The 18,629-nt window shown below is 57.4% G+C and carries 17 protein-coding genes; 1 reads left to right on the plus strand and 16 read right to left on the minus strand.

Going from position 1 to position 18,629, the window contains the following annotated elements:
* Nucleotides 1-109: 109 nt before the first annotated feature.
* The 16 genes from tolA to sdhC all read right to left on the minus strand — a co-directional run bounded on the left by tolA (nucleotide 110) and on the right by sdhC (nucleotide 16,662).
* Nucleotides 110-1,330: a cell envelope integrity protein TolA gene (gene tolA / locus SANT_RS14100; RefSeq protein WP_025422930.1), complete on the minus strand. Its 1,221-nt coding sequence runs from the start codon at nucleotides 1,328-1,330 to the stop codon at nucleotides 110-112.
* A 54-nt stretch (nucleotides 1,331-1,384) separates the two neighbouring features.
* Nucleotides 1,385-1,807, minus strand: coding sequence for a colicin uptake protein TolR (gene tolR, locus SANT_RS14105; protein WP_025422931.1), 423 nt, complete (start codon nucleotides 1,805-1,807; stop codon nucleotides 1,385-1,387).
* 15 nt (nucleotides 1,808-1,822) lie between these two features.
* Nucleotides 1,823-2,509, minus strand: a complete 687-nt coding sequence (gene tolQ / locus SANT_RS14110) for a Tol-Pal system protein TolQ (protein ID WP_025244341.1) — start codon at nucleotides 2,507-2,509, stop codon at nucleotides 1,823-1,825.
* Nucleotides 2,506-2,910 (minus strand): tol-pal system-associated acyl-CoA thioesterase, encoded by a 405-nt coding sequence (gene ybgC, locus SANT_RS14115; RefSeq protein WP_025422932.1) that lies wholly within the window; start codon nucleotides 2,908-2,910, stop codon nucleotides 2,506-2,508. Before ybgC ends, tolQ begins: the two co-directional genes overlap by 4 nt.
* Nucleotides 2,911-3,042: 132 nt before the next feature.
* The gene (gene ybgE / locus SANT_RS14120) at nucleotides 3,043-3,339 is read right to left on the minus strand and encodes a cyd operon protein YbgE (protein ID WP_025422933.1); all 297 of its coding nucleotides are present in this window, start codon (nucleotides 3,337-3,339) and stop codon (nucleotides 3,043-3,045) included.
* Complete coding sequence (gene cydX, locus SANT_RS23430) at nucleotides 3,336-3,449, minus strand: cytochrome bd-I oxidase subunit CydX (protein ID WP_071882029.1); 114 nt, start codon at nucleotides 3,447-3,449, stop codon at nucleotides 3,336-3,338. The genes ybgE and cydX overlap by 4 nt, the downstream gene beginning before the upstream one ends.
* A 16-nt stretch (nucleotides 3,450-3,465) precedes the next feature.
* The gene (gene cydB, locus SANT_RS14125; RefSeq protein WP_025422934.1) at nucleotides 3,466-4,605 is read right to left on the minus strand and encodes a cytochrome d ubiquinol oxidase subunit II; all 1,140 of its coding nucleotides are present in this window, start codon (nucleotides 4,603-4,605) and stop codon (nucleotides 3,466-3,468) included.
* A 17-nt stretch (nucleotides 4,606-4,622) separates the two neighbouring features.
* Nucleotides 4,623-6,191 carry a cytochrome ubiquinol oxidase subunit I gene (gene cydA / locus SANT_RS14130; protein WP_025422935.1) on the minus strand — a complete coding sequence of 523 codons (1,569 nt, stop codon included), beginning with the start codon at nucleotides 6,189-6,191 and terminating at the stop codon, nucleotides 4,623-4,625.
* An 830-nt stretch (nucleotides 6,192-7,021) separates the two neighbouring features.
* Nucleotides 7,022-7,894, minus strand: a complete 873-nt coding sequence (gene sucD, locus SANT_RS14135; protein ID WP_025422936.1) for a succinate--CoA ligase subunit alpha — start codon at nucleotides 7,892-7,894, stop codon at nucleotides 7,022-7,024.
* On the minus strand, nucleotides 7,894-9,060 hold the full coding sequence (gene sucC, locus SANT_RS14140; protein WP_025422937.1) for an ADP-forming succinate--CoA ligase subunit beta: 1,167 nt from the start codon (nucleotides 9,058-9,060) through the stop codon (nucleotides 7,894-7,896). Before sucC ends, sucD begins: the two co-directional genes overlap by 1 nt.
* A gap of 114 nt (nucleotides 9,061-9,174) precedes the next feature.
* Nucleotides 9,175-10,395 carry a 2-oxoglutarate dehydrogenase complex dihydrolipoyllysine-residue succinyltransferase gene (gene odhB / locus SANT_RS14145; RefSeq protein ID WP_025422938.1) on the minus strand — a complete coding sequence of 407 codons (1,221 nt, stop codon included), beginning with the start codon at nucleotides 10,393-10,395 and terminating at the stop codon, nucleotides 9,175-9,177.
* Nucleotides 10,396-10,410: 15 nt separating this feature from the next.
* Nucleotides 10,411-13,218 carry a 2-oxoglutarate dehydrogenase E1 component gene (gene sucA, locus SANT_RS14150; protein WP_025422939.1) on the minus strand — a complete coding sequence of 936 codons (2,808 nt, stop codon included), beginning with the start codon at nucleotides 13,216-13,218 and terminating at the stop codon, nucleotides 10,411-10,413.
* Nucleotides 13,219-13,429: 211 nt separating this feature from the next.
* Entirely contained in the window at nucleotides 13,430-14,146 is a 717-nt protein-coding gene (locus SANT_RS14155) for a succinate dehydrogenase iron-sulfur subunit (RefSeq protein ID WP_025422940.1), read from the minus strand.
* A gap of 15 nt (nucleotides 14,147-14,161) precedes the next feature.
* Entirely contained in the window at nucleotides 14,162-15,928 is a 1,767-nt protein-coding gene (sdhA, locus tag SANT_RS14160) for a succinate dehydrogenase flavoprotein subunit (RefSeq protein WP_025422941.1), read from the minus strand.
* Between the two features lie 3 nt (nucleotides 15,929-15,931).
* Nucleotides 15,932-16,279: a succinate dehydrogenase membrane anchor subunit gene (gene sdhD, locus SANT_RS14165; RefSeq protein ID WP_025422942.1), complete on the minus strand. Its 348-nt coding sequence runs from the start codon at nucleotides 16,277-16,279 to the stop codon at nucleotides 15,932-15,934.
* A complete protein-coding gene (gene sdhC / locus SANT_RS14170; RefSeq protein WP_025422943.1) occupies nucleotides 16,273-16,662 on the minus strand; it encodes a succinate dehydrogenase cytochrome b556 subunit in 390 nt (129 codons plus the stop codon). The genes sdhD and sdhC overlap by 7 nt, the downstream gene beginning before the upstream one ends.
* A 611-nt stretch (nucleotides 16,663-17,273) precedes the next feature.
* Between sdhC and SANT_RS14175 the strand changes: the two genes are divergently transcribed.
* On the plus strand, nucleotides 17,274-18,554 hold the full coding sequence (locus tag SANT_RS14175) for a citrate synthase (RefSeq protein WP_025422944.1): 1,281 nt from the start codon (nucleotides 17,274-17,276) through the stop codon (nucleotides 18,552-18,554).
* Nucleotides 18,555-18,629: the final 75 nt, after the last annotated feature.

Consider the following 18,629-nt stretch of genomic DNA (forward strand, 5'->3'; position numbering starts at 1 on the left):
TGTAAACTTGTCGGGTTAAACAACACTACATCTTCCCGTTAGACAACATAGTATAAATCTTAAACCTAAACAGGACTATTTGATAACCTTCGCGCTCCGCCACAGGGTTTTAGTCAGGCTTAAACATAAACACCCCATCCTTAGCCGCTTCATAGACCTGTTTGCTGGGCGGCCGGGGAATATTGGCTAATTTCGCCGCGGAGATCGCCGCTTGGCATAGCGCCGGGTCGCCGCCGACGGCATTCACCGAAATCAGCAAGCCGTCCGGCGCCAGTTTGAAACGGATATCACAGGTTTTGCCGCTATAGTTGTTATAGTCATACAGTTTATTTTTGATAGCCGCCTGTATTTGAGCTAGGTAGGCATCTACTTCCGCCCCGCTAGCGCCACTTTGTTTAGCCTTACCGGCCCCCGCCGGCGCGCCGCCGGCTTTAGGCGCGTTTTTGGCGTCGGTCAGGCCGCCCAGCAACGCATCCACATCGCTGGACTGCTTGGCGGCCTGTGCGGCGGCCTTCTTCGCGGCGGCGGCTTTATCTTTCGCCGCCTGATCGGCTTTAGCTTTGGCATCGGCAGCGGCGGCTTTTTTCGCTTCCGCCTCCGCCTGCTTCTTGGCTTCGGCCGCGGCCTGCTTCGCTTGTGCCTCCGCCTGTTTCTTGGCTTCAGCCGCGGCCTGCTTCGCTTGAGCCTCCGCCTGTTTCTTGGCTTCAGCCGCGGCCTGCTTCGCTTGTGCCTCCGCCTGTTTCTTGGCTTCAGCCGCGGCCTGCTTCGCTTGAGCCTCCGCCTGTTTCTTGGCTTCAGCCGCGGCCTGCGTGGCTTGTGCCTCCGCCTGCTGTTTCGCCGCGGCCGCGGCTTTAGCCTGTGCCGCCGCTTCCGCTTTGGCCTGCGCCGCGGCGGCCTCGGCCTGCTTCTGCTGCGCCTGGGCCTGTTTCGCCGCCTCTTCCGCCTGTTTTTGTTGTTCAGCCTGCTCGCGCTGTTGCGCTTCGGCCGCTTCCTGCGCGGCCAGACGCTGTTTTTCCAGCGCTTTTAAGCGCTGCTGCTCCGCCGCCTGCTGTTGCTGAAGCTCTTCTGCCTGCTGCTGAGCCTGCTTGTCGCGCTGCTGCTGTGCCCGCTGCGCATCGGTTTGCTGCTGCTGCTGACGGTTATATTGCTGCACCACGGCGCCGGGATCGACCATCACGGCGTCAATAGACGACCCGCCGCCGCCCGCGCTGGATTCTTGCGGCTGATGGATCGAGCTCCAGATCAATACGGCGATCAGGACGCAATGCAGCGCAATCGACAGAATAATGGCACGTTTGAGCTTGTCGTTCTGTTCGGTAGCCTTCAACACAATCTATTCCCAAAAAGGGGTTGGCCGGTAATAACGCACGTCACCAGCCGACCGTCAGATAGGCTGCGTCATCAGACCGACCGACTTCACGCCGGCCTGATGCAGTAAGTTCAGCGCCTTAATGATCTCATCATAAGGCACGTCCTTGGCGCCGCCTATCAGAAACACCGTCTTGGGATTGGCGGTGATACGGGCGCGCGCCTCGGAAACCACCTGTTCGGAGGGCAGTTGCTCCTGGCGCTGGTGATCGACCACCAGACTGTATTGGCCGATACCCGCCACTTCGACGATCACCGGCGGATTATCATCGTTGCCGACGGTTTTGGAGTCGGTCGCATCGGGCAAATCCACCTCAACGCTCTGGGTTATAATCGGCGCCGTCGCCATAAAAATTAACACCAGCACCAGTAGCACATCGAGCAAGGGGACGATGTTAATCTCGGACTTGATTTCTCTGCGCGAGCGTCTTCTGGCCATCCTCTACCCTCCTGCTTACTTAGCGCTATCGCTGGCGAAAGCCTGCCGATGCAGGATGGCGATGAACTCTTCGGTAAAGTTGTCGTAGTTCTGCTCAAGCTTGTTGACGCGCAGGCTCAGGCGGTTGAACGCCATGACCGCGGGAATGGCGGCGAAAAGACCGATGGCGGTGGCGATGAGCGCTTCGGCTATCCCCGGCGCGACCATCTGTAGCGTGGCCTGTTTGACCGCGCCAAGCCCGATGAAAGCATGCATGATGCCCCATACCGTGCCGAACAGACCGATATACGGACTGATGGAGCCGACGGTGCCGAGAAACGGAATATGGGTTTCCAGCGCTTCCAGCTCGCGGTTCATCGAAATACGCATGGCGCGCGAGGCGCCCTCCACCACCGCCTCGGGGGCGTGGCTGTTGGCGCGATGCAGGCGCGCGAACTCTTTGAAGCCGGCATAGAAAATCTGCTCGGAGCCGCTCAGGCTGTCGCGCCGCGTCAGGCTTTCCTGATACAGGCGGGACAATTCGATACCGGACCAGAATTTGTCCTCAAAGGCTTCCGCTTCACGTGCGGCGGAGGTCAAAATACGGGAACGCTGAATAATGATCGCCCAGGAGGCGATGGAAAAGCATATCAAAATCAGCATGATCAGTTTTACCAGAAAGCCCGCTTTCAGGAACAGATCAAAGATGTTCATGTCAGTCACTGCTTGAACTCCGCGACAAAAGACGTAGGAAGCGCAATCGGCTTCAATTGCTGTAGATCGACACATGCGATCACGACATCCGCCTGGCTGAGCAATTGCCCGTCGGCATTCAGGATGCGTTGTGCAAAGGTCAGAGAGGCGCGCTTGAGGGAGACGATTTCGCTTTCCACTTGCAATAAATCGTCCAGGCGCGCAGGGGCAAAATACTCCACCGCCATGCGCCGCACCACGAACGCCACGTTCGCGCGCATGAGCGCGTGCTGATGGAAATTATGCTCGCGTAGCATTTCGGTGCGCGCGCGTTCATAGAAGGCGACATAACGTGCATGGTAGACCACGCCGCCAGCGTCGGTATCCTCGTAATAGACGCGAACCGGCCATTGGAAATACGAAATACTCACTCCACCGTCCAACAACGCAAAAACAACGGTGCTTACTATACGCAAGACGGATCACATTGGGAATGGGTAAGCCGGGGGGAAAGAAAATATTTTAGATCCCTTACATTGCGGGCTTAAAGGACCGTAAAGTTATTATGAGAAACTGTAAATCAGGGCGCCGATCATGACCAACATCGCCGGCAGCGGCAGAAAAACCAGACGCCAGCGCAGCCGGCGCGGTCGAAAGCCGGTACCGTGCACGACACCGGCACAAACCGCCCAAACGATGACCATTCCCTGCCACCAGGACAGCGGACTGGTCTGCGCGGCGAAACGCGAAGGCGTCCAGAAAACACAGCCCGCAAGGGTGAGCGCCATGACCAGGGAAAGCGCCCGCAGAGGGCGCTTATCCGTCAGATCATACAGGGCCGCAAGGGTCTGCCCTGTCATTTCAATGCATCTTTGCCGCGGGTATCTTCCAGATGCTCAAGCGCCAGCGCGGTAATGATGCCGAAGGCGCAGGCCAACAGCGTTCCTAAAATCCAGGCGAAATACCACATGGTTAAGCTCCTTAACTCAATACAGCGAATGCGTGTTTTGTTCAATATGTTCTTTAGTGATGCGACCGAACATCTTGTAGTAGCACCAGATGGTATAGAGCAGCACAATCGGCACGAAAATGATCGCCACCACCGTCATGACTTTCAACGTCCTCAGACTCGACGTCGCGTCCCACAGGGTCAGGCTGGCGTTGGGCATCGTGCTCGACGGCATGATGAACGGAAACAGCGTGATCCCCGCGGTCAGGATGATGCAGGCCACGGTCAACGAAGAGAAGATAAACGCCCAGGCGCTGCGCCCCGCGCGGCTAAAGACGATGGTCAGCAACGGCAGCAGCACGCCCAGCGCCGGCACGATCCATAATCCCGGATAGGCGTGGTAATTCGCCATCCATGCGCCGGCCTGATGCGCCACTTCTTTATGCAGCGGGTTGGACTGCGCGGCCCTGTCGATAACCGAGGTCACGGTATAACCGTCAATGCCGTTGACGACCCAAATACCGGCCAATAGGAACGTCAGCAGGGTGACCAGCGCGGTAAGCTGGGTGATGCCGCGCATCCGCACCTGCAAATCGCCGCCGGTACGCATTTGCAGATAGGTGCCGCCCTGGGTCAGGAACATCGCCAGGCTGACGATGCCCGCCAGCAGGCCGAACGGGTTAAGCAGCTGGAAGAAGTTACCGGTGTAATACAAACGCAAATACTCGTCGACGTGGAACGGCACACCCTGGAGCAGATTGCCGAACGCCACCCCGATCACCACCGGCGAAATGAAGCTGCCGATGAAGATGCCCCAGTCCCACATATTGCGCCAGCGGGCGTCATCGATTTTCGAGCGGTAGTCGAAACCGACCGGGCGGAAGAACAGCGAGGCCAGCACCAGGATCATGGCGATGTAAAAGCCGGAGAACGCCGCGGCATAGACCATCGGCCAGGCGGCGAACAGGGCGCCGCCGGCGGTGATGAGCCACACCTGGTTACCGTCCCAATGCGGGGCGATGGTATTGATCATGACCCGACGCTCCACGTCGTTGCGGCCAAACAGGCGCATTAACATGCCGACGCCCATATCAAACCCGTCGGTGACGGCGAAGCCGATGAGCAGCACGCCAATCAGCACCCACCAGACAACACGTAATACTTCGTAATCAAACATGGTCATTCGCTCCTGTATTACCGTGCGCTCACCGAGGAAACGGACGATTGTTCAAAATGGTAGTTGCCGGTTTTCAAGCTGCTCGGCCCCAGACGCGCGAATTTGAACATCAGATACATTTCGGCCACCAAAAACAGCGTGTACAGCCCGCAAATCAGCCCCATTGAGAACAGGATATCGCCGGCGGTCAGCGTCGAGTTGGCGACCGCGGTCGGCAGGATTTCACCGATAGCCCAGGGTTGACGGCCATATTCGGCGATAAACCAGCCGGACTCGATGGCAATCCACGGCAGCGGGATACCATAAAGCATGGCGCGGTGCAGCCAGCGGGGTTGGCCGATGCGGTTGCGCAGCACGGTCCAGAAACAGGCGGCGATCAGCAGCAGCATCAGCACGCCGCAGCCCACCATGATACGGAAAGAAAAATACAGCGGCGCAACGCGCGGGATAGAATCGCTGGTAGCCTGGCGAATCTGCTGCTCGCTGGCCTGGGTGATGTCATCGGTGTAGCGTTTAAGCAACAGCCCGTAACCCAGATCCTGTTTAGCGCTGTTGAACGCAGCACGCACCGCAGGATCGGTGCTGCCTTCGCGCAGCTGTTGCAGCAGGCTGTAGGCCTTCATGCCGTTACGGATGCGCACCTCATGCTGGGTCATTAGATCTTTCAGTCCGGTGACCTGGCGGTCGGTGGAACGGGTGGCGATAATGCCCAGCGCGTAAGGGATCCGTACCGCGAAATGGTTGGTCTGGTCTTCCTGGTTCGGCAGGCCGAACAGGGTAAAGGAGGCCGGCGCCGGCTCGGTGTTCCATTCCGCCTCGATAGCGGCCAGCTTGGTTTTTTGCACGTCGCCCATTTCATAGCCGGACTCATCTCCCAGCACGATGACCGACAGCACCGCCGCCATGCCGAAAGAGGCAGCGATGGCGAACGAGCGTTTGGCGAAGGCGATATCGCGCCCCTTCAGCAGATAGTAAGAGCTGATGCCAAGGACGAACATTGCCCCGGTGCAGTAACCCGCGGCCACGGTATGGACGAATTTCACCTGCGCCACCGGATTAAGCACCAGGTCGGCGAAGCTGACCATCTCCATCCGCATGGTTTCGTAGTTGAAATCCGCCGCGATGGGATTTTGCATCCAGCCGTTGGCGACCAGGATCCACAGCGCGGACAGGTTGGAGCCGAGGGCCACCAGCCAGGTCACGGCCATATGTTGCACTTTACCGAGGCGATCCCAACCGAAAAAGAACAACCCGACGAAGGTGGATTCCAGGAAGAAGGCCATCAACCCTTCAATGGCCAGCGGTGCGCCGAAGATGTCGCCGACATAATGGGAGAAGTATGACCAGTTGGTACCGAACTGGAACTCCATGGTAAGACCGGTAGCGACGCCGAGGGCGAAGTTGATAGCGAACAACTTGCCCCAGAACTTGGTCATATCTTTATAGATCTGTTTGCCGGACAGCACATACACCGTTTCCATGATGGCCAGCAAAAACGCCATACCGAGCGTTAGCGGCACAAACAGGAAATGGTACATCGCCGTTAAAGCAAACTGTAATCGTGATAGTTCGACGACATCAAACATGATGACTCCTTGCTCCTCGCAGGAAGGATCCCACATGCGCCGCTGCGGCCGTACCCATGAGCAGGACAGCCGGAAAGGCGCGGTGAATAATAAAGGCTTTATAGTTATCATTAACCGCCTGCCGCCTCGGACTCTTGAGGGGAAGAAGGTCAGCGGCGCCACAGACGGATTAAAGAAATACCAACATAACCGGTTGGGAATGCCCGTATAGTACCCCTCAATTTCCTCAGGATAAATATATTTTTTAGTGATGGAGGTATTAAAACCGCATAATGATCAAACCCGGCGCGATACGGCGCCCCGATTGAAATTGCGCTGGCGCAACATTGCGGCCGTCACAGTATATGATGCGCGGATAAATATTGATTTAACGCAATGTTTGGTTCTTTTTGTTAAATATTGGTAGCCAAAAAAAGGCAATATCACCGAAATGTTGCTAAAGTGTGATTAATAAAATACGCTGATGACATAAAGTGAAAATAATAAGCGTTCCTCCTTGTCCCTAACGTGCCTGCGCAATTAAATAGTCTCATCGCGCGATAGCGCGCGTTTATTAAAATAGCGGAAAAATCTGTCATTACTTCGTCATTATTGCGGCATGAGGTTATTTCCGCGCCGCCGGAAAACGCTTTTGCATCGCCTGCCCTGCCTCTCGCGGCGAATAGCCGGCTCACGCTTAAGCTTAGACGACGAGGCCGTGTAGCAATGCGCGGAACAACGGCCCTAGACGTGGCCGTTAGGGTAAAAAAAAGCCGCCCGTGGGCAGCTTGGTGCGTTGCCGCCGGCGCAGCGGGCGGCAGGTATTTCCGCCGGCTTCCGGCGCTGCCGTATCAGTCCGGCAAAATGCGCTTTAACGCTTCGCCAATATCGGCCAGGCTGCGCACGGTTTTGACGCCCGCCGCCTCCAGCGCGGCGAATTTCTCATCGGCCGTGCCTTTACCGCCGGCGATAATTGCGCCGGCATGGCCCATACGTTTGCCCTTCGGCGCCGTGACGCCGGCGATATAGCCAACCACCGGTTTGGTGACGTGATCCTTGATATAAGCGGCGGCCTCTTCCTCCGCGCTGCCGCCGATTTCGCCTATCATCACGATGGCTTCCGTCTGCGGATCCTCTTCAAACAGCTTCAGGATGTCAATAAAGTTCGAGCCGGGGATCGGATCGCCGCCGATGCCCACGCAGCTGGACTGCCCGAGGCCGGTGTCGGTAGTTTGCTTTACCGCTTCGTAGGTCAGAGTGCCGGAACGGGAAACGATACCCACCCGGCCAGGCTGATGGATATGCCCCGGCATGATACCGATTTTGCATTCTCCCGGGGTGATAACGCCCGGGCAGTTCGGCCCGATCATGCGCGCCTTGCTTTGCTCAAGCTTGGCTTTCACCGTCAGCATATCCAGCGTCGGGATGCCCTCGGTAATGCAGATAATCAGCTCGATGCCGGCATCGATCGCCTCAAGGATCGAGTCCTTGCAGAACGGCGCCGGCACATAGATAACCGATGCCGTGGCGCCGGTTTTGTCAACCGCTTCGCGCACGGTATTGAACACCGGCAGACCGAGATGCTCGGTACCGCCTTTGCCGGGCGTGACGCCGCCGACCATTTTGGTGCCGTAGGCCAGCGCCTGCTCGGAGTGAAAGGTCCCCTGACTGCCGGTAAAGCCCTGGCAAATCACTTTGGTGTTTTTATCAATCAAAATAGACATTACTTACCCTCCACCGCGGCGACAACCTGTTGAGCCGCGTCGGTCAGACTTGTGGCGGCGATAATGTTCAGCCCGCTGTCGGCCAATCGCTTGGCGCCCAGTTCGGCATTGTTTCCTTCCAGACGCACCACCACGGGGACGCTGACGCCCACCTCGGATACCGCGCCGATGATGCCGTCGGCAATCAAATCGCAGCGAACGATACCGCCGAAAATATTGACCAGCACCGCTTTCACCTTCTCATCCGACAGGATTATCTTGAACGCTTCGGTCACGCGCTCCTTGGTGGCGCCGCCGCCCACGTCAAGGAAGTTGGCCGGTTCGCCGCCGTGCAGTTTGACGATATCCATCGTCCCCATCGCCAGGCCGGCCCCGTTCACCATACAGCCGATATTGCCGTCCAGCGCCACATAGTTCAGCTCCCATTGGGTGGCGTGCGCTTCACGTTCGTCTTCTTGACTGTGATCGCGCATTTCGCGCAGTTCCGGCTGGCGGAACAGTGCGTTACCGTCGGCGCTCAGTTTACCGTCAAGGCAGATAAGATCGCCGGCGCCGGTAATCACCAGCGGGTTGATTTCCACCAGCGCCAGATCGCGCTCTAAAAACAGCGTCGCCAGACCCATGAAAATTTTACTGAACTGGGTGACCTGCTTGCCGCTCAGGCCCAATTTAAACGCCAGTTCGCGCCCCTGATAAGGCTGCGGGCCGGTAAGCGGATCCAGCGCCACTTTGTGAATCAGGTGCGGCGTCTCTTCCGCCACTTTTTCAATTTCCACGCCACCCTCGGTGGACGCCATAAACACTACGCGGCGCGTGCCGCGGTCTACCACCGCCCCCAGATACAGCTCCTTGGCGATGTCGGTGGCCGCTTCCACCAGAATCTGATTGACCGGTTGACCCAGCGCGTCCGTCTGGTACGTCACCAGACGCTTGCCGAGCCACTGTTCCGCGAAGGCGCGGATCTCTTCTTTCGATTTCACCACTTTGACGCCGCCGGATTTACCGCGGCCGCCCGCATGTACCTGGCATTTCACCACCCAGGGACCGGCGCCGATTTTCGAGGCGGACTCTTCCGCTTCGCGCGGCGTATTGCAGGCGTATCCCGTCGGGGCCGGCAGACCATACCGAGCAAACAGCTGTTTTGCCTGATATTCATGTAAATTCATGATGTTATTTCCATCTTCGTCTGGAGAGTGTCAGCGGCGCGGCGTCGCGTCGCCCTAATTCGGCACCAAAGCCGTGGACCTCGGGCGGCGGCTTTGGGCCGCCGCGCTCATGCGCTAAACGTCCAACAGCAGGCGAGTGGGGTCTTCCAGCATCTCTTTCACCGTAACCAGGAAGCTTACGGATTCTTTTCCGTCGATAAGCCTGTGGTCGTAGGAAAGCGCCAGATACATCATCGGCAGAATGACCACCTGCCCCCCCACCGCCATCGGCCGATCCTTGATGGCATGCATGCCCAGGATCGCGCTTTGCGGCGGGTTGATGATGGGCGTCGACATCAGCGAGCCAAATACGCCGCCGTTGGTAATGGTGAAGTTACCGCCGGTCAGCTCCTCGACTTTCAGTTTGCCGTCGCGGCCCTTAATGGCTAATTCCTTGATTTTCTTCTCGATATCGGCCATGCCCAGCGCGTCGATATCCTTTAACACCGGCGTCACCAGACCGCGCGGGGTAGACACCGCGATGCTGACGTCAAAATAGTTGTGGTAAACCACATCTTCGCCGTCAATGGAGGCATTCACTTCCGGGAACCGTTTCAACGCCTCCAATACCGCCTTGATGTAGAAGGACATGAAGCCCAGACGGATACCGTGACGTTTCTCGAACGCGTCGCCGTATTGCTTGCGCAGATCCATCACCGGCTGCATGTTCACCTCATTAAAGGTGGTCAGCATAGCGGTGCTGTTTTTTGCTTCCAGCAAGCGTTCGGCCACGCGCTTACGCAGGCGGGTCATCGGTACGCGTTTTTCGCTGCGGTTGCCGAGCGCCGGCGCCTCGGTTTCAGCCTGAGCGGCGGCCGGGGCCGGCGCAGCGCTCTGCCGCCCGGCGATATGTTTTTCAACATCTTCACGGGTAAGACGTCCGCCTACGCCGCTGCCTTTGATCGCCTCGGGATTAACATCGTGCTCGGCGATGAGACGGCGAATGGCCGGGCTCAGCGCGTCGTTGCTCCCCTCTTCCAGACCTGCCGTGTGGCGCTGAGCCGGGGTGGCCTCCTGGCTCTGGGATTTTTCGGTCGTCGCCTGGCCGGTGCTATCGCCCGGGCGCAGACGCCCCAGCACCTGACGGGCGGTAACGGTAGCGCCTTCGTCTTCCAACAATGTTTCCAGAACGCCGGCTTCGGGCGCCGGAACTTCCAGCACCACTTTGTCGGTTTCAATCTCGACCAGCACTTCATCACGCTGAACACTGTCACCGGGCTTTTTATGCCAGGTGGCGACGGTGGCATCCGCGACCGATTCAGGCAGGTCAGGCACCAGAATATCTACGCTACTCATTCTCTATCCTTATTGTTAATTAACGTTCAGCGCGTCGTTGACCAGATTTTTTTGCTGGGTCTGGTGCACGGACAAATACCCTACCGCCGGCGAGGCGGAAGCGGGACGACCGGCATAATTCAGCGCGGCGCCCTTGGATATCACTTCGCGGAAATGGTGCTGGCTGCAATACCAGGCGCCCTGATTTTGCGGCTCCTCCTGGCACCAGACGAAATCCTGAACGTGCGCATAGGGGGCCAGCGCCTCCCGAACCGCCTGCAGCGGGAACGGATAGAGCTGTTCAATGCGTACGATGGCCACGTCCTGCTGCCCGTTTTTGCGCCGTTGATCCAACAAATCATAATAGACTTTGCCGGAGCACATCACGACGCGCTTGACGCCCTGCGGGTCAAGATCGTCGACTTCGCCGATGGCGGGCTGGAACGTGCCGTTAGCCAGTTCATCCAGGGAGGAGATGGCCAGCGGATGACGCAGCAGCGACTTGGGCGACATGACAATCAGCGGCCGGCGCATATTGCGCAACGCCTGACGCCGCAGCATATGATAGACCTGCGCCGGGGTCGACGGGACGCAGACTTGCATATTTTGTTCCGCGCACAGCTGGAGGTAGCGCTCCAGGCGGGCGGAGGAGTGCTCCGGCCCCTGCCCTTCATAGCCGTGCGGCAGCAGCATCACCAGACCGCACATCCGTCCCCATTTCTGTTCGCCGGAACTGATAAATTGATCGATAACCACCTGCGCACCGTTGGCGAAGTCGCCGAATTGCGCTTCCCAAATCACCAAAGTACGCGGCTCGGCGGTGGCGTAACCGTATTCAAACGCCAGCACCGCCTCCTCGGAGAGTACCGAGTCCCAAACGCGGAAACTGCCCTGACTGTTGTGGACATGGGCCAGCGGAGTATAGCTCGACCCGTTTTTCTGGTTATGCACCACCGCATGGCGGTGGAAGAAAGTACCGCGGGCGGTGTCCTCCCCCGACAAACGAATGGGGATCCCCTCGTCCACCAGCGTGGCATAGGCCAGCGTTTCGGCGCCGCCCCAATCGAAAGGCTTTTCACCGCGCGCCATCGCGGCGCGGTCGTGATAAATCTTGGCAACCCGCGGCTGCATTTCGACGCCGGCCGGCACCTCGCTGATACGATGCGCCAGCGCCTGCAAACGCTTACCCTCCACCTGGCTGGGGTACTCTTCGTCCCAGTCATGATTGAGATAGCGCTGCCAGGCGAAGGAGTGCATATTCATCTGCCGCCACTCTTTCACCACGCACTCGCCCTGGTCCAGCGCGTCGCGGAACACATTCACCATTTCGGTGGCGTCGGCAAGGGTGATAATGCCGTCGCGCTCCAGACGGTCGGCGTAGATTTTGCGCGGCGTGGGGTGTTTTTTGATCTTCTGGTACATCAGCGGCTGAGTGGCGCTCGGCTCATCGGCCTCGTTGTGGCCGTGGCGGCGATAACACACGAGGTCAATCATGACGTCGCGCTTGAAGGTATTGCGGAAATCCAGCGCCACGCGGGTAACGAACGCCACCGCTTCGGGGTCATCGGCGTTGACGTGGAAAATCGGCGCCTGCACCATTTTGGCGATATCGGTGCAATATTGCGTGGAGCGGGCGTCGTGCGGATTGGAGGTGGTGAAACCGACCTGGTTGTTAATCACGACCCGCACCGTCCCGCCGACGTCGTAGCCGCGCGCCTTGGACATATTCAGGGTTTCCTGCACCACGCCCTGGCCGCTGATGGCCGCATCGCCGTGCAGCGTGATGGGCAGTACCATACTGCTGCTTTGTTCATCCAGCCGGTCGATACGCGCCCGTACCGATCCCATCACCACCGGGCTGACGATTTCCAGATGCGAGGGGTTGAACGCCAGCGCCAGATGCACCAGCCCGCCCTCGGTTTCAACGTCGGAGGAGAAGCCCTGATGGTACTTCACGTCACCGGTGCCCAAGTGCTCTTTGTGCTTGCCGGCGAACTCGTCGAACAGATCCTGCGGTTTTTTGCCCAGCACATTGACCAGCACGTTCAGGCGGCCGCGATGCGCCATCCCCAGTACCACTTCCCGCGTGCCATTGCTGCCGGCATAGCGCACCATCTCTTTAAGCATGGGGATCAGCGCGTCGCCGCCTTCCAGCGAGAAACGCTTGGCGCCGGGGAATTTGGCCCCCAAGTAACGTTCTATCCCTTCCGCCGCGGTCAGCTCGGCGAGAAAACGCTTTTTCTCTTCGCGGCTGAAGCTCGGCTGTCCCACCACCGACTCGATGTGCTGCTGGATCCAGCGTTTCTCTTCGGTATTGGTGATATGCATATATTCGGCGCCGATAGCGCCGCAGTAGGTCTTTTTCAGCGCCTCGTACAAATCCGCCAGTTTCATGGTGTCGCGGCCGATGGCGAACGAACCGACGTTAAACGTTTCCTGGAAGTCGACGTCGGTGAGGTGATGGAAAGCGGGGTCCAGATCAGGAACCGTTTCCTGTTTCCATAACTCCAGAGGATCGAGATTGGCGTGCTGATGACCGCGGAAGCGGAAAGCGTTGATAAGCTGTAGGACTTTCACCTGCTTGGAGTCGATATCCGGATCGTTGACCGAGGCAGTATAGCGTGTTGCATCCTTGGCCAGGCGGCGGAAGTATTCCCGCGTTTTGGAATGGAGTTGATCGGGACTGACGCCCGCGGTCGGTAGCTGTTTAAAAATTGCACGCCAGCTCGCATCGACAGAGTCAGGATCCGTCAAAAAATCTTCATAGAGCTGCTCTATGTAGGACTGGTTTGCGCCCGCCAGATAGGAGGAATCCAGCCAGGCCTTCATTGCGCCGTTCTGCATCATGATCCCTTAAGCTTGTTAAGCTTCAGTTTTCGCCGTGGTTAACCCGTAATCGGATAACATATAAGCGGTTCAGCCGGCGGATCACCCCTGCGAGGTCATCATATCCGAAGGAACCTTTGAAAAGCGGCTGGCCGCGAGGCCGCTAACCGGTTTTCAAAGGCTTCCTGCGCTGCCCCCGCCGCAGCGGACGGGGAGCAGGCCGCGCCCGTTAGGCGCTGTAGTTCACCAACATACTCTTGATATGACCAATAGCCTTGGTGGGGTTAAGTCCCTTGGGGCATACGCTGACACAATTCATAATGCTGTGACAGCGAAAAACGCTGAAAGCGTCGTTCAGATCATCCAACCGCGCCTGCTGGTGGGTATCGCGGTTGTCGATGAGGAAACGATAAGAGGCCAAAAGCCCCGCCGGCCCGATGAATTTATCGGGGTTCCACCAGAAAGAGGGGCAGGAGGTGGAGCAGCAGGCGCAGAGAATGCACTCATACAACCCGTCCAGCTTGGCGCGCTGTTCTGGCGATTGCAGATGTTCACGCGCCGGCGGATTGCGGCCGTCGTTAATCAAGAAGGGCTTGATCTTCTCGTACTGGGCATAGAACTGCCCCATGTCCACCACCAGATCGCGGACAACGGGCAGGCCGGGCAGCGGGCGGATGACGATTTTATGATCGCCCTTACGCAGCATCGACAGCGGCGTAATGCACGCCAGACCGTTTTTACCGTTCATATTAACGCCGTCGGAGCCGCAAACCCCTTCACGGCAGGATCGGCGAAACGACAGGCTCGGATCCTGCTCTTTCAGCTGGATTAATGCATCCAGCAGCATCATATCGCGCCCCTCCTCCACGGTGAGGGTATAGTCCTGCATGCGCGGCTTATCGTCGACATCGGGATTGTAGCGATAGATGGAAAATTCAACCTTCATGATTCATCCTCCACCTTAGTAGGTACGCACTTTCGGCGGGAACGCCGGGCGTAATGTCGGTTGCATGTTGACCTTACGACGCGTCATGCTGTCGCTTTCAGGAAGATACAGCGAGTGGCACAGCCAGTTTTCATCGTCGCGGTCCGGGAAGTCGAAACGGCTGTGGGCGCCGCGGCTTTCGGTGCGGAAATTTGCCGAGAGCGCGGTGGAGTAAGCGGTTTCCATCAGGTTATCCAGCTCCAGGCACTCTACGCGCTGGGTGTTGAATTCCGTCGAGGTATCGTCCAAACGGGCATGATGCAAACGCTCGCGGATCTCTTTCAGCTCCGCCAGCCCCTTGGCCATCGCGTCGCCTTCGCGGAATACCGAGAAGTTGTTTTGCATACAGGCCTGTAACGCTTTACGGATCTCAACCGGATTTTCGCCGCTGCGATTGTTGTTCCAGCGGTGATAGCGGCTGAGCGACGCGTCGATGTCGTCGCCGCTGGCATCGCGGGACGGCCCCTGCTCTTGCAGCGACTCCTGCAAATGCATCCCCGCCGCGCGGCCAAACACCACCAAATCCAGCAGGGAATTACCGCCCAACCGGTTGGCGCCGTGTACCGAAACGCAGGCGATTTCGCCCACCGCGAACAGGCCGGGGATCACCACATCCTCGCCCTGGGCGTTGACGGTAATCGCCTGGCCGCTGACCTTGGTCGGAATGCCGCCCATCATATAATGGCAGGTGGGGATGACCGGAATCGGTTCTTTGACCGGGTCCACATGGGCGAAGGTACGCGACAGCTCCAGAATGCCGGGCAGACGCGATTCCAAAACGTCTTTCCCCAAATGATCCAGCTTTAATTTCGCGTGCGGCCCCCAGGGACCTTCGCAGCCGCGGCCTTCGCGGATTTCAATCATAATCGAACGCGCCACTACGTCGCGGCCCGCCAAATCTTTGGCGTTGGGCGCGTAACGCTCCATGAAACGCTCGCCGTGTTTATTCAGCAGGTAACCGCCTTCACCGCGGCAACCCTCGGTTACCAGCACCCCCGCGCCGGCGATGCCGGTAGGATGAAACTGCCACATTTCCATATCCTGGACCGGCACGCCGGCGCGAAGCGCCATGCCGACGCCATCGCCGGTATTGATATGGGCATTGGTGGTGGATTGGTAGATGCGCCCGGCGCCGCCGGTGGCGAGAATGGTCGCGCGCGCTTTGAAATACACCACTTCGCCGCTTTCAATACACAGCGCGGTGCAGCCCACGATCACCCCATCCTGGTTTTTCACCAGATCAAGGGAATACCATTCGGAAAAAATGGTCGTGTGGTTTTTCAGGTTCTGCTGATAAAGGGTATGCAGCAGCGCATGTCCGGTACGGTCGGCGGCGGCGGCGGTGCGCGCGGCCTGTTCGCCGCCGTAATTCAGCGACTGGCCGCCGAACGGGCGCTGATAGATGCGCCCATTGTCAAGACGGGAAAACGGCAGCCCCATATGTTCTAGCTCCAGCACCGCTTCCGGGCCGGTTTTGCACATGTATTCGATAGCGTCCTGGTCGCCGATATAGTCGGACCCTTTTACCGTATCGTACATGTGCCACTGCCAGTCGTCTTCATGGCTGTTGCCGAGCGCGACGGTGATGCCGCCCTGCGCCGATACCGTATGGGAACGCGTTGGAAATACTTTGGAAATTAAGGCGCACGACAGCCCCATTTGGGAGATCTGTAGCGCGGCGCGCATGCCCGCGCCTCCCGCGCCGATAACCACGGCGTCAAACTCTCTTACCGGCAATGTCATCGACTACGCCCCCCACACCACAACTGTTCCATAAAGTAAATACACCATGAGCACGATAACGATGGCCAATTGCAGCAGCAGCCGCAGCGCCAGGGGCTTGATGTAATCCGTTAATACCTGCCACATACCTATCCAGGTGTGCACCAGGATGGAAAATAGGGTTAGCAGGGTAAAGACTTTCGTCATGGGAGTGGCGAAAAAACCGCGCCAGACGTCATAGGTGAGAGTATCTGCAATCAGGATAAAACCGAGCAGATAAATAATGTAAAGGCAAATTACGATGGCGGATGCACGAACCAATAACCACTCATGTACTCCGTTACGTCCTAATGCCGAAGCATTGCTTACCATACGAGGACTCCAGCCAAAATAGATAGCACGACAGTTAGCAAAAATGTAACATTTGCGGTGGTTTTACCCATCGCCAACGTTTCTTCCAGATAGCCGAAATCCATCAGCATGTGACGAATTCCGCCGAGGGTGTGGTAGGCCAGCGCGGTCAATATGCCCCAAAAAATAAATTTAACGATGAAGCTATCCATCATGGCGGCCGCCTGGATGAAGCCTTCGGGGGAAGAGAGAGATAATCCGAGAACCCAAAGCAGAATGCCGATAGCCACAAACATGATGACGCCGGACACGCGATGAAGAATGGATGCTATTGCAGTTACGGGGAACCGGATCGTTTGCAGATCCAAGTTGACAGGCCTTTGTTTTTTCACGGTTTTGCCCACACAGCTATTATTATATTCCTTCCTCCGGTCCTGGCTGGATCAGACAGCGTTAACGGGATAAACCATGCGACGTCATGTGCTAAAACCACAATTCCTTGTGCGTAAATGACGCGTTAAATAACGCTGGGTGCTCCTACTACAGGGAGTTCCGGAGACCTTGTTGAAGTATATGGCTTTCACATTATGATTACAATTACCATACAAATAGTTTGTTAACATTTGGACGAATTAGTGAGCACCGTCACGATTCTCACATTTCCTATAAGGGTATACATCTACATTGACAATAAAGCAACATTTTGATTACAAATGATCCCGCTTATATGCTATAACTCGCTTATCGAGTGGCGGTACACTTCCTCCGTGATTCAGTTTATGCAACAGTGTAAAAAGCGCCTTGACCCGCAGGTTAAGATGCCCATTAATAGCAAATAATATTTTCAATTAATCTTCACCCACCAAGGCAAACCGTTCGTTCACCCTTTCGGGTAAAGCGTCAGACTGCGCTCTGCGCCCGGCCTGCGTCACGCCAGGCGGACGAAAAATAAACGCGCGGCCTTATGAGCCGCCTGCGGTGAAAGATTGAGTTTATACGCGCTAAGGAGAATATAATGGCTGAAAGTAAAGCGACTTTTACCCCTGAGGGGCACGACCCCATCGCCATGGATTTGCTAACGGGCACCATGGGCGAAAAAGAGATCGACATCCGCAGCCTGGGAAGCCAAGGGTATTTCACCTTCGATCCCGGCTTCACCTCCACCGCCTCCTGTGAATCGAAAATCACCTATATCGACGGCGACAAAGGCGTCTTGCTGCACCGCGGCTTCCCGATCGACCAGCTGGCGCTGGAGTCGAACTATCTTGAAGTCTGCTATATCCTGCTGAACGGCGAAGCGCCGACCCGTGAGCAATTCGATGAGTTCCGCACTATCGTCACCCGCCATACCATGATTCATGAACAGATTACCCGGCTGTTCCACGGTTTTCGGCGCGATTCCCATCCGATGGCGGTGATGTGCGGGGTCACCGGTGCGCTGGCGGCGTTCTATCACGACTCGCTGGATGTCAACGTCGAACGCCACCGCGAAATCGCCGCGTTCCGCCTGCTGTCGAAAATGCCTACCGTGGCCGCTATGTGCTACAAGTATTCCCTCGGCCAGCCGTTTATCTATCCGCGCAATGATTTGTCCTATGCCGGCAACTTTCTGCATATGATGTTCGCCACGCCGTGCGAAACGTATGAGGTCAACCCGGTGCTGGAACGCGCCATGGATCGTATTCTCATTTTGCATGCCGATCATGAACAGAACGCCTCTACTTCGACGGTGCGCACCGCCGGCTCCTCCGGCGCCAATCCGTTCGCCTGTATCGCGGCGGGCATCGCCTCGCTGTGGGGGCCAGCCCACGGTGGCGCCAACGAGGCCTGCCTGCGGATGCTCGAAGAGATCAACAAAGTGGAACATATCCCTGAGTTCATCAAACGCGCCAAGGATAAAAACGATTCGTTCCGCCTGATGGGGTTCGGCCATCGCGTGTATAAAAATTACGATCCGCGCGCGACCGTGATGCGGGAAACCTGCCATGAAGTCTTAAAAGAGCTCAAGCTTTCGGATGATTTACTGGCGGTGGCCATGGAGCTTGAACATATCGCGCTACATGACCCGTACTTCAAAGAGCGCAAGCTGTATCCCAACGTCGATTTCTACTCGGGCATCATTTTGAAGGCCATGGGGATCCCCTCGACCATGTTCACGGTCATTTTCGCTATGGCGCGTACCGTTGGCTGGATAGCCCACTGGAAAGAGATGCACGATGATGGTCTGAAGATCGCCCGTCCGCGCCAGCTCTACACCGGCTATGCCCAGCGGGACTTTCACAGCCAGAGCAAATAACCCCGCCTTCCGCCCCGGCGGGGTTTGCGCCCCGCCCCCTCACTGCTGAGTCTTGCGCCTTGCTGAGTCGATCTG

It is taken from the genome of Sodalis praecaptivus (assembly GCF_000517425.1).
In the GTDB taxonomy this organism is placed as follows: domain Bacteria; phylum Pseudomonadota; class Gammaproteobacteria; order Enterobacterales; family Enterobacteriaceae; genus Sodalis_A; species Sodalis_A praecaptivus.